The sequence below is a fragment of the Patulibacter sp. NPDC049589 genome (assembly GCF_040675535.1).
GTDB lineage: Bacteria > Actinomycetota > Thermoleophilia > Solirubrobacterales > Solirubrobacteraceae > Patulibacter.
Genome location: NZ_JBFAPC010000017.1, coordinates 37,938 through 51,344, shown reverse-complemented (window position 1 = coordinate 51,344; position 13,407 = coordinate 37,938). Strand labels below are relative to the sequence as shown.

Sequence of the window (13,407 nt, the reverse complement as noted above, 5' to 3'; positions counted from 1 at the left end):
CGGTGGCTCTGCGGAAAGAGGTCCAGCGTGCGGACGGGGAGCCGGTCGCAGCCGGCGTCGCGCTCCTTGCGGCTGGCCTTGGGGCAGTAGAAGAGCCGACTAACCGTCCGCGGCACGCCGGCTTGGCGGGCGGTCTGGTCGATCAGCGGCAGCGGGCAGCCGGCGACGCAGCGGTCGCTGGCGCAATCGGGGTGGTGGCCGGTCAGGACGTTGGCGGGGGAGCGGCCGTCCTCGCCACGGCTGGCGTCGATGTTCAGGCGGCCGGTGCCGTAGCGGTCGACGTTCGCGGCCCCCGTGCCGTGCAGGGGCTTGCGGGCGAGGAGGATGGGCTCCCAGGCGGGCTTGAGGCTCGTGCCGGTCCCGCCGGGGTAGCGACGGGACTTCGGCATGCCGGTGCCGTAGAGCCACATCAACGTGTCACGCAACTCCAGGCCGGCGTCCTCCAGGCCGGAGGCGACGCGGTGGAAGGTGCGCGGTGCGCCGAACGCGGCGAGGTGCCCACCGGGCTTGAGCACCCGCAGGCACGCTTCGCCCCATCCCTGGGCCCACGCCTCCAGCGCCCGTCCGGCGCTGATCGGGCGCTCGGACTGCGACGCGTAGTCGTTGCGGATGTCGCGACCGTCCCAGGTGGCGTGCTGGAAGTCGATGCCGTACGGCGGGTCGCAGACGACCGCATCGACGCTCGCCTCCGGCAGGCTGGCCAGTACCTCGCGGCAGTCGCCGTGGACGACCTGCCAGTCCGGGGCCAGGCGCTCGTCGGCGGCATCCGGAGCCGTCGGCGGGTGCTGCGGGCCGCGGGCTACCGTAGAGCGCCCCCGTCGCGCGAGTGCGGGTTCCCTAGCCAGTCCACCGCGGTCTCAGGTTCGGTGGTGGTGCGCCAGATCGCCGCGAACGGCCCCTCCGTCTGCAGCTGCTGGAGCAGGCCGGCGGTGATCTCGACCTCCGGGGTGCGCTGGAGCTGAGCGTCCTCGGCGCAGAGCGAGAGCACGACCCGACGGCGCCGCTCGAGCGCCGCGGTGGTGTCGCCGGCGAGGACGAGCAGGACGGTCGGGAAGACCGGGTAGCGCGTCTCCCAGCCCGGGACCGGTTGGTCGCCGGGGCTGGCGGGGAGGGCGTGGTGGTAGAGGCGGGCGTAGCGGGCGAGCTTGGTGGCCAGCGCGTCGGTAGGCATCGTCGCGCGGTCCAGCTCCAGGAACCGGTAGTGGAACCGCACCGCCCCGTCGGGGTCCTGTTGCTGGTAGCTGAGCAGCGCGTCAGCAATCAGCTGCTCGCCGCGTCGGCGTCCGGGCGGTGGGCCGATCGGGTGCGCGACCTCATGGCGCCACGCCAGCGGCCCGAACTCGTCGCCGCGGTCGCGTGCGGCCCGGACGAACGCGATCCCGACGTCGTTGACCGCGAGGGTGTGGCGCTGCAGCGGCCCGGCGGCGTGCTCGGCGGTGATCGCCTTGCGGCGCGGCTCGGTGGTCGGGACCGCCTCGACGGCGTCGAGGCCGGCCGGAGTGAGGTAGAGGATTTTCCTGCCCCGGGGCTGGCGGGTCGCGGCGACCAGGCCGGCATGCTCGAGGCGGCGGACGAGGTGCTGGGTCCACTGGATCGACCGTCCGGGGGTGTAGAGGTCCTGCAGCTGGCGGACGGTCAGCAGGCGGTGCTGGTAGAGGCCCTCCAGCATCGCGACCGCCACCGGCGCCAACCGCCGCACCCCACGCTCGGCGTTCGGGGCGCTCATCGCTGGCCCTCCGGGCTACGGCGGGGCGCAGACAGCGTGCGGGTGCCGCGCGAGCCGCGCGGCGACGGCTGGCCCGGACGGTTGTCGTCGGTCTGGCGTTGGAGGGCGTGGAGGATCGCCTCGTCGTGGTCGTCCAGCCGCGCGACGGTTCCGGCCACGGGGCGCCGGCCGGTGGTGCGGTCGATCGCGGCCTCCAGCCGGTCGAGGTGCTCGGGGTGGTCGGCGTCGGGGAACAGCTCCTCGACCGGGGTGCCGTGGACGAGGAACGGCGGACTGACCTGCATGTCCAGCGTGACCGACGCGAGGTAGGTGTAGCGCTCCAGCCGGGTCACGACCTCGGGCTCGATCTGCCCGGCCCATTCGCGGGCGAGGAGCGCCGCGGCCTTCGACGCCAGCGCGGTGGAGGAGAGGTGGGAGCGGTTGGTGGAGACGGCGTTCCACGTCGCCGGGCTGAGCCGCTCGGGGTTCTGGTTCAGCAGGAAGACGCGCAGCCCGAACTTCGCGCTCTGCTCCAACAGCGCAGCGAGCGTGTCGGCGCCGGCGCTGTCGTAGGTCTGGACCTCGTCCAGGAACACGTAGAACGGGCGGCGCCGGTCCGGCGGCAGGTTCGCGCGGGTCTTGGCCTGGTGCAGCAGGTCGTAGACCAAGAGACTCGCGATCAGCCGGTCGCGAGTCGATCCGGTGCCGGGGCAGGCCAGGACGATCAGCCCGCGGTCCATCGCGTTGCGGACGTCGTAGGTCGAGACCGGGGTCCCGAGCAGCGCCGCGACGGCCGGGGCGACGCGCAACCGGTCGATCAGGTTGGTGATCGGCGTGATCGCCTCGCTGCTCAACCGCGGAAAGCGCTCCAGAAAGAACGCCCGCGTCGCTGGCGAGACGTGGGGCAGCACCGCGGTGCGCCACGACTCGTTGCCCAACAAGCTCGGAATCTGCAGGAGCGTCGGAGCCAGCCCGGTCGGCAGCCGGGCAGCCAGCTCGGTGAGGGCTTGGGCGGATTGCGAGACGAGGTTCAGGGCCCGGGTGTTCTGCTCGCCCCAGCCCATCGTCGCGGCGAACGCGTCGACCACGGCGTCAACGCGCTCGGCGCGCCGCCCGGCGGGGAGGCCGTGGGCGGCGAAGAGGTTCCACCCCGGCTGGCGGTCGGGGTCGGCGAGGTTGACCTCGATCACCCGCTCGCGGAGACCCTGGTCGGTGAGGTGGCGCTTGAGCTTGCGGACCGCGTCCTCGTGCGGATCGAGGAAGAACACGCCATGGCCCGCGCGGGCGAGGTGGAGGGCCTGGCCGATCGCGGTCTCGGTCTTGCCGTAGCGCGAGCGGCCGCCCATGTAGGAGAAGAACGTGTCCTTCAGCGGCACCCCGACCAGCCGCTCACCCGTCCCGCTGCCGACCCTGCCAAGCGGCAGCAGGCCGGGCTGGCCGTGGAAGGTTGGCAGCCCGGGTGGTGGGGGCGGGATCAGTCCGCCGGAGCGCACGACGTTCGATGCCAGGCACTTCGCGCTCGGGGGCTTGAGCAGCCCGGCGATCTCCGAGGCGCCGACGATCCGGCGGCGCGCGGGCCGGAAGCGCCCGCTGGCCAGCCGCCGGTCGAACCTGCGGCGACGGAGCCGGCTGTCGGCGCCGAGGAACGCCAGGCCGCCGGGGAGGCGCAGGCCGGAGGCGCGGAAGTAGTTCTCGCCCGCGAACTGGTCAAACGCGCTGGCGAGGCTCCGGACCAGGTTGACCGCTCGTCCCTTCTCGGTCGCGGTGGCGTGGAGCAGGACCTGGATCTGAAAGAGCGGCTCGGGGTTGCCGAGCTTCGCGGTCAGCGCGCGCTGCCCGCTGCGGCGCTGCACCAGCTCGGCCGGCGGTGCGCCACCACGTCCCGGCGGGCGGCCGAGGAGCAGCTCGCTCACCGACGGCCCGTTCCCGACCCGGGGCTCCTCGTCGCGTCGGGCCTGGCGCAGCAGCCGCCGGCGAATCCGCCGGCGGCCGGCGGCGGTCACCGGCAGTAGGTCCACGCACGCGGTCGCGGACTCTCCCGCATCCGTGTTCACGGTGGCGGTCGCGCGGGCGATCGCGGCCAGCGGGTCGGGGTCCAGGCCGATGTCGCGCAGCGGCGAGCTGCTCGGCCGGGCGAGCACTAGCTCCACCCGCGCCACCGCCCGCCCCTTCCGCGTGGTTGCGGCCGCCGGCCCTGGCGCGACGGCCCGTCCCGGTTCCGGTGCGGGCCCAGTCCCGGTCGGCGCGTCGGGCGCTGTCGCCTCGGCGGGCTCGAGGGTGGTGTCGTGCAGCTCGACGTCGGGGTAGGTGGCGGTGGCCAGCGCGTTGCGGGCATGGGCGGGCAGCTCGACCTCGTAGCGCAGCCGGCCCGCCGCGTCGGGGGTCAGCCGCAGCCGGGCGGCGCTCGCTTGGAGGTCGAGCAGGTTGTGGACCACGCGGCGGGTGCGACCGAGACCCGCGGCGAACCGGGTCACGGCTTCGACGGGCGGGTCGAACGCGTCGGTGGGGACCATCTGCACGCGCACACGGCGGCCGAGCGCCCGACGCACCATCGCCCGGCGGACCACGACCAGCGCCACGGCTCCGGCCACGACCGCGAGGAGCGCCCCGAGCGCCAGCGGACTCGCGAGCCCCCCGGCAGCCGACGTCATGAGAACGACCGGGGTCACGGCAGGCACCTTGCGATGGACGGAGAGATGTCGGCACGACGAGAGCCTCGCGATCCCGTTGCATGACGCCGATCGCGGCCATCCTCGTCAACGCTGCGGAGGACCGCAGGCACCACCGCAGCGACAACCGCAGGGGCAACCGCAGACGCAACTGCCCCTCGAGGAGTCGGGAGGGCCCGGCGGGCAACGGTGCTCATCGGCGGCCCCTCGACGGACACCCGTGGTGGGCGGCGAGGCTGGGACGCATCGCGGCGTCGAGGACGTGCTGGGCGACCGGCGGGCAGACCGCGTTGCCGATCTGCAGGGACCGTCGGTAGCCGCAGCTGGCGAGGCCTTCGTCCCGGCCGCCAGCGCCGGCGAACAGATCCGAGATCCGACGCTCAGGCATCCCCGACTCCCGAGCTCGCGGCGGGGTCGAAGACGTCGATCCAGTCCGGCGCGAAGTACCCCGTCCGCGGCTGGTTCTGCGGCTCGCCCTGCGAGGCGGACGTCAGCCAGGAGAGGTGCAGGTGCGGGCCGCCGCCGCACGGCACGCAATGGGCCGGGTCGCCGTGGGCAGGGTAGCCGTTGTAGCCGACGAACCGAAACGGCGGCTTCGCGCAGTTGGGTGCGACGCCGCTGGCCGCGCACGATGCCTTCCAGCCGATCGCCTTTGCCAGCCGGGCGGTGCGGTCCCAGTTCCCGTCGGCGGGGACGAGGTCGACGGCAGCGCCAAGCGGGTGCTCGCCGGCGAGCGAATGGATGCTGACGCACGCGCTCACCCAAACCCGGAACCGGCGAGCCAGGACCACGACGTCGGGCACGATCCGCGCGTCGCAGCGAATCGAACCGAAGCCCGAGGCGACCACCGATCGCGGCAGCGGCGCCAGGTGGCGCGGCCCGGTGGCCTTGCGGACCGGGCCGAGCTCCCCGTCCCCGGCCTGCAGGCCGGTCGATCCGGCGCACGTGCCGCTTCCGTCGGGCGGCTCGGGCGGGAGGTCGAGTGTCGCCTGCGCGCCTTTGAAGTCGCTGGCTGCGGGGGAGCCGATGCCGTGGAAGCCGTACTGGACCGCGCGACGCATGACTTGGTCGGCGTATGCGGCGACGCCGTCGGCGCAGGCGCCGTAGTAGGAGCACGCGGCCTGGCGGTACCGGGCGTAGCCGCCGCCGGTCGCCGGGGCGTGCTTGGCGCGGCGCAGGATCCGCGCGGCGGTGAAGATCGCGTCAGCGGGATCGTTGACGTCGGTGTGTCCGTCGTGGTCGCCGTCGGTCTTGTACTGGTCCCACAGCGTCGGCCCGGAGCCGGGGCTGCACGGGGAGCCGCGGCGCATCGCGATCTGCATCGGACCGGCGCAGCCGGAGCCGTTGTCACCACGGCAAGCGCCGTGGTCGCACTCCTGCGCCCCGATGCTCGCGAGGAACGTCCAGTCGATGTCCTCGGCACCCCCCGCTCGCCGGTAGAGCGCCAGGCGATCCGGGGGGATGTCCTGGGCGGCGGAGCGCGTTGGATCCGGTCCCGCCGGACCGCCCAACCCTCCGGGTCCGTCGGCCTGGCAATCGGTGGGGGTACCGCCGAGGGCGAGCGTGAAGCCGAGCGTCAGGACCACGACCAGCGCGAAAGGCACCAAGGCCAGCGCGGCGATGCAGCCGCAGCGTCGAGGACGGCGACGGGCGCTCACTCGTCCTCCAGCAGGTCGCTGACCGCCACGCCCCGGGTGGTGCGGGTCAGGGTGAGGCCGATCGGGTAGGTCGCCACGCCGCCGTCGGCGACCGTCGCGACCGCCCGCCACCGCGAGCCGCGCCCGACCGGCGTGATCGTCAGGCGCTGGATCATGGGATGGCGGCGACGGGTCGCCGGCGACACCCGGAACGGTCGGCGCGCCAGCCGCTTGCGCAGCCCGGCGGTCGCGTGGTGGATCCGGCCCGCGGTGCCGTGCCCGTAGAGCGCGGCGAGGTAGCCGCCCAAGAACTCGCGGACCACCACCTCGACCCGCTCCGGCGTCCTCGTGGCCCGTTGCTCGTCGGCGGGGACGGTGCTGGTGGGGGCGGCCGGGACGACCACCGGCACGTCGACGCGAGGCGTCGCGCGGACGGCCCGCTCGCGGTCTGGCGTCCTGGTCAGCGAGACGAGGACGATCGTGATGAGAACCAGCAGCAGCGCCGCAACCGCAAAGGTGCGGCCGGCATCGTGGATCGGTCGCGCGGCGATCCCGCGCAGCCAGGCGATCACGACCGCTCCTCCGACGCCGGGAGCTCCGGCGGCCCGTCGTCGTACCGATCAGCCGGCACCTCGTCGCGCGTCGAGACCGCGCGACGCTTTACCCGCGGCACCGGTGCCGGTGCCGGTGCGGCCGAAGGAGCAGCGGAAGTCGCGGACCCGCGGTCGGTCGCTGGCGACGGCGAGCGCTCCGCACGGTCGGTCGCGGCCGTCGGCTTCAAGCGTTGGGCGTCGGCGTCGAGGTCGCGCAGCAACGGCGTGCTCGCCCCGGCCGACGTGTCCGCGGCCGACCCGTGGGCATCGCCACGGCTGCGGCCACCGCCGTGGTCGGCGGTGGGCATCGTCGGTCCCGGATTGCCCGCCGCGGTCGCCGCGGGGCGATCGGCCGCGCGGTCGGGGACGGTCGTCGGATCGATCGGGGGGCTGGCAGGTGCGAGCCGTGCGGCCGCGGGACGCTGCGCCCGGCGGCGTGCGGGCGCGGTCGCGGAGCGGTCGTCGAGGACCGTCCCGCCAGGCCGCTGGGCGTGCCGTCGATCCGGTCGCGTGTCTACGCGGCGGGGCTCGTCGTTGGCCTCCCGCACCCGACCACTGTCCGCATCGGGACGCGCCGGCCCGCCGGCGCCCGCGGGGTCCGGCGGCGTGGAAGCGGCCGGACCGGTCGTGTTGGCCGGAGCGCCCGAGTCACCAGCCCCCGACGCATCACCCGTCTCGGGCGCACCGTCACCCGACGCCAGGTCCGGCGATCCGGGGCCAGGGCCGGGCGGCCCCGCCGTGGGCTGCGAGCGCTGTCCGGATGGCGGGGGTGGCGGGGGTGGCGGTTGGCAGGTGGGTCCGAGGCGCTTGAGGGCGCGGGCGGCGGCGTAGAGGCCGACCAGCTTCGCGGTCCCGTCGTCGCGTCCGCTGTGGCCGGTGGTGGCGAGCGTCAGGTGGCCGGCGAGTTGGTGGCGGTAGAGAAAGACGGCCCAGAAGAACGTGGCCTGCAGGCCGAAGGCCATCAGCCATCCGAGGTTCGACGAGGCGTCGCCGACGGCGGCGGTGACGGCCAGCAGGACGGCGAGGATCAGCGAGTAGACGGCCTTGCGCAGCAGGAACGCCGCGAGGCGGGTGAGCCAGCCGAGGAAGAACTCGTGGCCGCGGCCGGGGAACACGGCGATCACCAGCGCGACGGGCGCGAAGGCCACCAGCAGCAGCACGAGGACCTGCGCGAGGATCACCCCGATCGACAGCGCCCCCAAGAGCAGGAACGCGCCGAGCTCGCCGACGAAGAGGACCAGCGAGAGCAGCAGCCGCTCGTACTGGCCGTCCTTGCCCATCGCGTCCGCCGCGGGCTTGTCGACCGCCGAGAGCCGGTAGCTGCCGTTGCGCTTGCCGGGGTCGGCGTCGGGCAGCTTGTCGGTGTCGCCGGCCTTCAGCGCCTCGTACTGGTCGTCGCGCTGGTCGCCGGCGAAGCCGAGGAAGTGCGGGGCGTACTTGCGCTCGTTGCTGACGCATGCCTTCCGGTCGCCCTGCACCTGACCGGACCGACGCAGCTGCGCGGAGAGCTGGGCGTCGCGGGCGGGGTCGGTGGCGAGCGGCCGGACGCCCACCGACTGCGGGTCGTCCTGATCGACGGGGGCCTTGACGCAGTGCTCGAGGCCGCCGAACTGCAGGACCGTCCAGGGCTGGTAGACCAAGAGCGCGAAGAGCTGGTCGGAGGCGTTCTGCTTGGCCTGCTGCTGGTTGGAGACCGTCCCCTTGGAGGTCAGCGACAGGAACGCGCCGGACATCGCGTTGGACCACCGCGACGCCGTCCCGATCGTGCGCTGGGGTTGGGTGACGAACGCCAGCGCGACGATCACCAGGACGACGGAGAGCGCGAGCGATCCGGCGGTCTCGGTGTAGCGGCGGCGCACCAGTGCCTGGTAGATCGCCCACAGGCTGGCCAGCAGGATCGCGACGACCATCCACGGCTCGCCGAACGTCGTCTGGTAGACCGCCCCGACCGCCCGGGAAACCGGAGCAAGGGCGCCCGCCCCGCCGGTGGCCGGTGAGCCGTTGACGAGGTCGAGGCTGAACGCGAACGTGAAGACCGTGATCGTCAGGTGCGCCAGGAACGCGGTCAGCTGCCAGAGCGTGTTGGCGAGGAACCACGCGATCGTCGGCGGGATCCCGGAGACGTCGATCCCTGAGAGGACGCCGGCCTTGACGGCGGCGAAGTGATGATCGAGCTCGTAGTGGCCCAGCGGGTAGCGGTCGCTGAGCGCCCCCTGCGGCAACTGCGACGCCGGCCCGATGTTCTGGAACAGGTCGCTGGCCGCGCCCGCCGCCGGCTCCGCGAGCAGCACCAGCGCGGCAGCGATCGCCGACACGAGCAGCATCCGGCGGCTCGCCACCCGGCGGGCGCGATCGACGGCCGCTCTCACGCGCGCGCCGCCTTCGGCGTCGTGTCAAGCGCCTGCAGGAGCGTGTCGGAGGCGGGGTCGATCTGCAGCTCCCCGACGCGGCCGTCGAGATCGCGCATCAAGCAGCGACCCTTGCGGTACTCGCGAACCCGGGCGACCAGCGCTTGGTCCTGCGGGTCCAGGCCGATCAGCTGCAGCGCGCGCCCGGCTTCGGCGTCGGATTCCTGGCCGAAGATCAGGTAGGTACCGACGAGGTCGGAGAGATCGCCCAGGTCCTCCAGCCGCTGGGTGGCCAGCAGCACCGTGGCGTTGAACGCGCGGCCGAGGCGGACGAGGCGGTTGATCAGGGACCGGCCCTGCGTGGAGGACAAGAGGAACCACGCTTCGTCCAGCAGCACGATCTTGTGCCGCGAGCGGTCCCGCGACACCAGCCGCAGCGCGTAGGCGGCCACGAGCGCGAGCGTCGCGACGGAGACGCGCTCGGAGCGCGTGTAGCTCTCCCGCGACGTCCGGGGGTCCGGGAGCGTGAGCCCCGGGGTCCGGATCGTCGTCACCGGCGCAACCGGCCGCACCGCCTCGCCGGCCGGGCCATCCGGGTCGCTGCCGAATCCGAGGCGCGCGAGCCCGAAGTCGGCCACGACCTCCAGCGCGTCGGCGACCTCGCCCGCCGCGCCGCTTCCGTCCGCGGCCGCATCACGCAGGCGGTCGATGACCTGGAGCGAGGAGCGCCCGCCGGCACGGACGACGTCGCGCACCGCGCGCTGGATCTGGTTCTCCCACGACGGCGGCGGATCCCTGAGCAGGTCGAGGTAGTAGGAGGACGCCAGCTCCTCCCGCAGATCGTCGAGCCCGATCTGGAGCGGATCCAGTGCTCCGCGCTGGTCCTCGTCGCCAGCGAGCTCCAGCACCTGCACCCGGCCCTCAAGGTCGGGGATCTGGTCGAAGGCGTGGTCGGGCTTGGGATCGAAGTCGACCACCAACGAGCCACGACGCTCCGCCAGATACGCGATCAGCTCTGCGGCGACCGTCTTCCCCGACCCCAACGTCCCCGCCAACAGCACCGCCGACGTGCGCGCCTGCCGCGACGGGGCAGTCGGGTCGTAGCGGACCGGGCGACCACCGCCCGTGCCGCCGGTGGTCCCGAGGTAGATCCCCTCGTCGCCTCCGAGCTGCTGGGTGCCGATCGGCATCAGCGCCCCGAACTGCTCCACCGTCATCTGCGCTCGGTAATCGGAGACGCGCCCGCCGTCAGGCCGGGGAAGGTGGTCCAAGAAGAGCGCTTCCTGCAGCCCGCGCGGCCGGTGCAGCTGGACCACGCCGTAGCGCTCGCGCAGCGCGTCGACCCGCCGCTCCAGCTCCTCGGCGTCGGGTGCGCCGAGGGCGAGCGAGATCGTGGCCTGGAGCATCGGCGGGTGCGCGGTCCCCTGCAGCACGGCCTCGTACTCCCGTGCGAGCACGCGATCCTCTTCCTGAAGGAACCCGGGTCCGCGGACGGACCCCTCGGTCTGCTCGCGGTAGACGTGCTCGACGTCGGTGATCCGCTTCCTCACCTGCGCCAGCGCCTGCCGGTTGCCGACCCAGCGGGCGTGCAGCACCGCATCGACCGGGAACCGCACGCCCTCCAGCGGCGCGTGCAACAGCTCGGCCGTCGGACCGGGAAACGGTGCAGCGTCGGCCAGCACGCCGACCGCGAGGAACGCCTGGTGGCTGTCCCCCGCCTCGTTCTCGACGACCAGTCGACCCGGGCCGGTGGCCGGCTCGGTGATCGGCGCGTTCAACGGCTGCCAGAGGTCGTGGCCGACCGGCTCGTAGACGGTGTTCCCGTCGCTCTGGATCACCAGTGCGTCGGGGGCCCAGAACGGCTCGACCGTCGGCTCGGCGATGCCGCGCAAGGGGGCGCGGCGCAGCAGCCACTCCAGCTCCCGGCTCGTCGCCCGCCGCGCCGCCAGGACCTGCCGCAGCTGGTCGAAGATGCGCTGCTCGAGGCCCGCGAGCGCCCGGAGCCGACCACCGGGGATCGGCTGCGCGTCGCCGACGCCGGCGAGGTCCTCTAGCCGCCGCCGCGCCGTGTCGATCGACCGGACCAGCCCGCGACCCATCCCCTCCCCCGCATCGTCCTCCACGAGCGCGACCGCGAGATAGACCTCAGGAGCATGCGACGCGAGCTGCTGCAGTCGTCGCCGGTGGGCTTGGACGATCGTGCGGAAGCGGTCGGAGTCGGGGACGCGCGGGTCGACGAGCCCCATCGCCTGGTCGACGTAGCGCTGCGCGGGGTAGGCCCGGGTGACGCGGTAGAGGCTGAAGTCCGCGCCGATCACCGTCGCGAGGCGCTCGAGGGTCCGCAGCCACCGCCACTTCGCCGCCGCGGGCAGAAACGCGTAGGCGACCGTCGGGAGCCGGTATAGGCCCGCGGCCTCCCCGCCCCGGCCGATCAACAGGTTCTGGCGCGCGTAGCGCACCGGCAGCCAGCCACTCACGGGCGCACCTCCAACCGCTCCCCACGCGCCACCTCGACGGTCGCGACGGCCGCCCGGTCCGTATTCGGACCGACGGGTCGGGCGATTCGGGACCGTCCGGGCCACAGGCGGAAGGCGACGATCTCGACCGACGTTGCGAAGGTCACCGTCGCCGGGCCGCTGATCCGCCCGCGACGCAGCACCGGCAGGTGATGGTCGGGCATGACCCACAGGCGTCCGGCCAGCACGCGTCGCTGCCCCGCCGCGGGGAGCGGGCGCCCGAGCGACCGCCGCGCCGGACGCAAACGGAGCGCCAGCCACGAGCGGACGTAGCGGTGCATGGGGCGACCGTCCGGCGTGGCCTGCGTCGCGAGCGTCGCCACCGCCGCCGGAAGGATCACCAGCCGCGACGGCCAGTCGATCGTCGTCAGCGCCATCCCGGTCACCTGAGCGGCGAGCAGCATGCCGACGCCGACCAGCAGCGCGCCCCGGCGATCGCCGAGCGCCCAGCCACCGGCCGCGGCGACCGCGGCCAGCACGGCGGTGAGGCCGATCGACCGGGTGGACAGCAGCACGACCGTCAGCAGGGTGGCGGTGGCGTAGGCCAGCCACGCCAGCGGGATCCCGCCGGGGACCGGGAGGCGGTGCCCTTCGATCTGGTAGATCCGCCGGTCCGGCGTGAAGATCCGCTGGTACGAGCGCACCAGCTGCGTCTGATCGCCGCTCATCGAAACAGCCGGCTTCCGATCGACCGGCCGGCCCGGGCGACCGAGTCGGGCGAGAAGACCATCCAGGCCACGACGATCGCCGCCAGCAGGAACATCCCCAGCTCGCTGTAGCGCCGATTGACCAGGAAGATCAGCGAGAACAGCGCGACGACCCCGCCGTAGATCTGCCCGGCGTACTGGCGCAGCAGATCGCCGAAGTTCTGCCCGATGTCGTTGCCCGTCGCCCCCAACGCCTCCGGAGCCACCAGCAGCATCAGCACGACGCCGACCACCACGGCCACGGCGATCTCCAGCAGCCTCAAGCGCGCCGACAGGTCCCGGCCGCTCATGCGCTCGGCCCCCCGGCCACGCTGCTGACGTACCAGCGGTCGCGGCGCACCACCCGCAGCCGATAGCTCAACGGGTAGGTCGCGCCGGTGGCCAAGTCCTTGACCCGCACCGCGACCGCTACGGCTACGCCCGCCCCGCTTTCGGGGTGCGGGTCGCGGGAGACCTGGCCGACGGAGAGCAGGTTTAGCCCGGGCGGCATCTGCACCAGCCGCGTCCCGGGTGCGAGGAAGTAGGAGAGCGTCGAAGGACCCCGGCCGCTCACGTAGGCCGAGAGGAACCGCCCGACCACGTCCCGGATCGCCGGGGCGTCCGGACCCGACAGCGCGGTCGACTCGGCGACCGGCGTGGTGCCCTTGGCGGGCGGGGGCGCCAGCGACGGGAGGCCGTCGACGCTCAACCCGCCCGTCGGGTCGCGGGCCACCGGGACGGTCAGGTACCTGACCGTGCCGGTGGTCGAAGTGGTGGCGACGGTGAAGCGCGCGCGGGAGCCGCCCAGGGGGACCTCCCGCGCCACCGTCGCCAGAGCGACCCTCGCCCCTGGGCCGCGCGGCGGCAGCACCGCTGCCGCCTGGTCGCTCAGGCCTTCAGTCAAGAACGACGCCACCTGCCGCTGATGCGCCCTCGGGCGCTTCGGTGCGACGTCCAAGTAGGTCGAGGCGAAGCGCTCCGCGAACGCCCGCGCCTCCGCATCCGGCCAGGCCGTCGCGGCGTGCTCCGCGGGTGGCGCGCGGCGGGCGGTCGGATCGATGAGGATCGACCCGACGCCACGGACCAGCACCAACCCCACGACGGCCCAGAAGACCACCCTGCCGGCTCCGCGAGCCAGATCCCCCGAGCGCTCCGTGAGCGGCGGGCGGCGCTCCGGATCCTCACGACTGACGTTCTGCACTACAACCACCCTTCGGCTGCTCGATCACCCCCGACGGGTGATCGATGACAAA

The 13,407-nt window shown here is 73.7% G+C and carries 10 protein-coding genes; all 10 read right to left on the bottom strand.

Annotated elements, in window-relative coordinates:
• A partial coding sequence (locus AB0L40_RS05295; RefSeq protein ID WP_364350270.1) for a DNA methyltransferase occupies positions 1 to 647 on the bottom strand: 647 nt, incomplete at its 3' end.
• Positions 648 to 799: 152 nt separating this feature from the next.
• On the bottom strand, positions 800 to 1,726 hold the full coding sequence (locus tag AB0L40_RS05290; protein ID WP_364350261.1) for a replication-relaxation family protein: 927 nt from the start codon (positions 1,724 to 1,726) through the stop codon (positions 800 to 802).
• Positions 1,723 to 4,374 (bottom strand): hypothetical protein, encoded by a 2,652-nt coding sequence (locus AB0L40_RS05285; protein ID WP_364350258.1) that lies wholly within the window; start codon positions 4,372 to 4,374, stop codon positions 1,723 to 1,725. Before AB0L40_RS05285 ends, AB0L40_RS05290 begins: the two co-directional genes overlap by 4 nt.
• 380 nt (positions 4,375 to 4,754) lie before the next feature.
• Complete coding sequence (locus tag AB0L40_RS05280; protein ID WP_364350255.1) at positions 4,755 to 6,032, bottom strand: hypothetical protein; 1,278 nt, start codon at positions 6,030 to 6,032, stop codon at positions 4,755 to 4,757.
• Positions 6,029 to 6,583 carry a hypothetical protein gene (locus tag AB0L40_RS05275; protein WP_364350252.1) on the bottom strand — a complete coding sequence of 185 codons (555 nt, stop codon included), beginning with the start codon at positions 6,581 to 6,583 and terminating at the stop codon, positions 6,029 to 6,031. Before AB0L40_RS05275 ends, AB0L40_RS05280 begins: the two co-directional genes overlap by 4 nt.
• On the bottom strand, positions 6,580 to 8,973 hold the full coding sequence (locus tag AB0L40_RS05270) for a hypothetical protein (protein WP_364350249.1): 2,394 nt from the start codon (positions 8,971 to 8,973) through the stop codon (positions 6,580 to 6,582). Before AB0L40_RS05270 ends, AB0L40_RS05275 begins: the two co-directional genes overlap by 4 nt.
• Entirely contained in the window at positions 8,970 to 11,429 is a 2,460-nt protein-coding gene (locus AB0L40_RS05265) for an ATP-binding protein (RefSeq protein WP_364350246.1), read from the bottom strand. The genes AB0L40_RS05270 and AB0L40_RS05265 overlap by 4 nt, the downstream gene beginning before the upstream one ends.
• On the bottom strand, positions 11,426 to 12,136 hold the full coding sequence (locus AB0L40_RS05260) for a TcpE family conjugal transfer membrane protein (protein ID WP_364350243.1): 711 nt from the start codon (positions 12,134 to 12,136) through the stop codon (positions 11,426 to 11,428). Before AB0L40_RS05260 ends, AB0L40_RS05265 begins: the two co-directional genes overlap by 4 nt.
• Positions 12,133 to 12,465: a hypothetical protein gene (locus AB0L40_RS05255; RefSeq protein ID WP_364350240.1), complete on the bottom strand. Its 333-nt coding sequence runs from the start codon at positions 12,463 to 12,465 to the stop codon at positions 12,133 to 12,135. The genes AB0L40_RS05260 and AB0L40_RS05255 overlap by 4 nt, the downstream gene beginning before the upstream one ends.
• Entirely contained in the window at positions 12,462 to 13,364 is a 903-nt protein-coding gene (locus AB0L40_RS05250) for a conjugal transfer protein (RefSeq protein WP_364350237.1), read from the bottom strand. Before AB0L40_RS05250 ends, AB0L40_RS05255 begins: the two co-directional genes overlap by 4 nt.
• Positions 13,365 to 13,407: the final 43 nt, after the last annotated feature.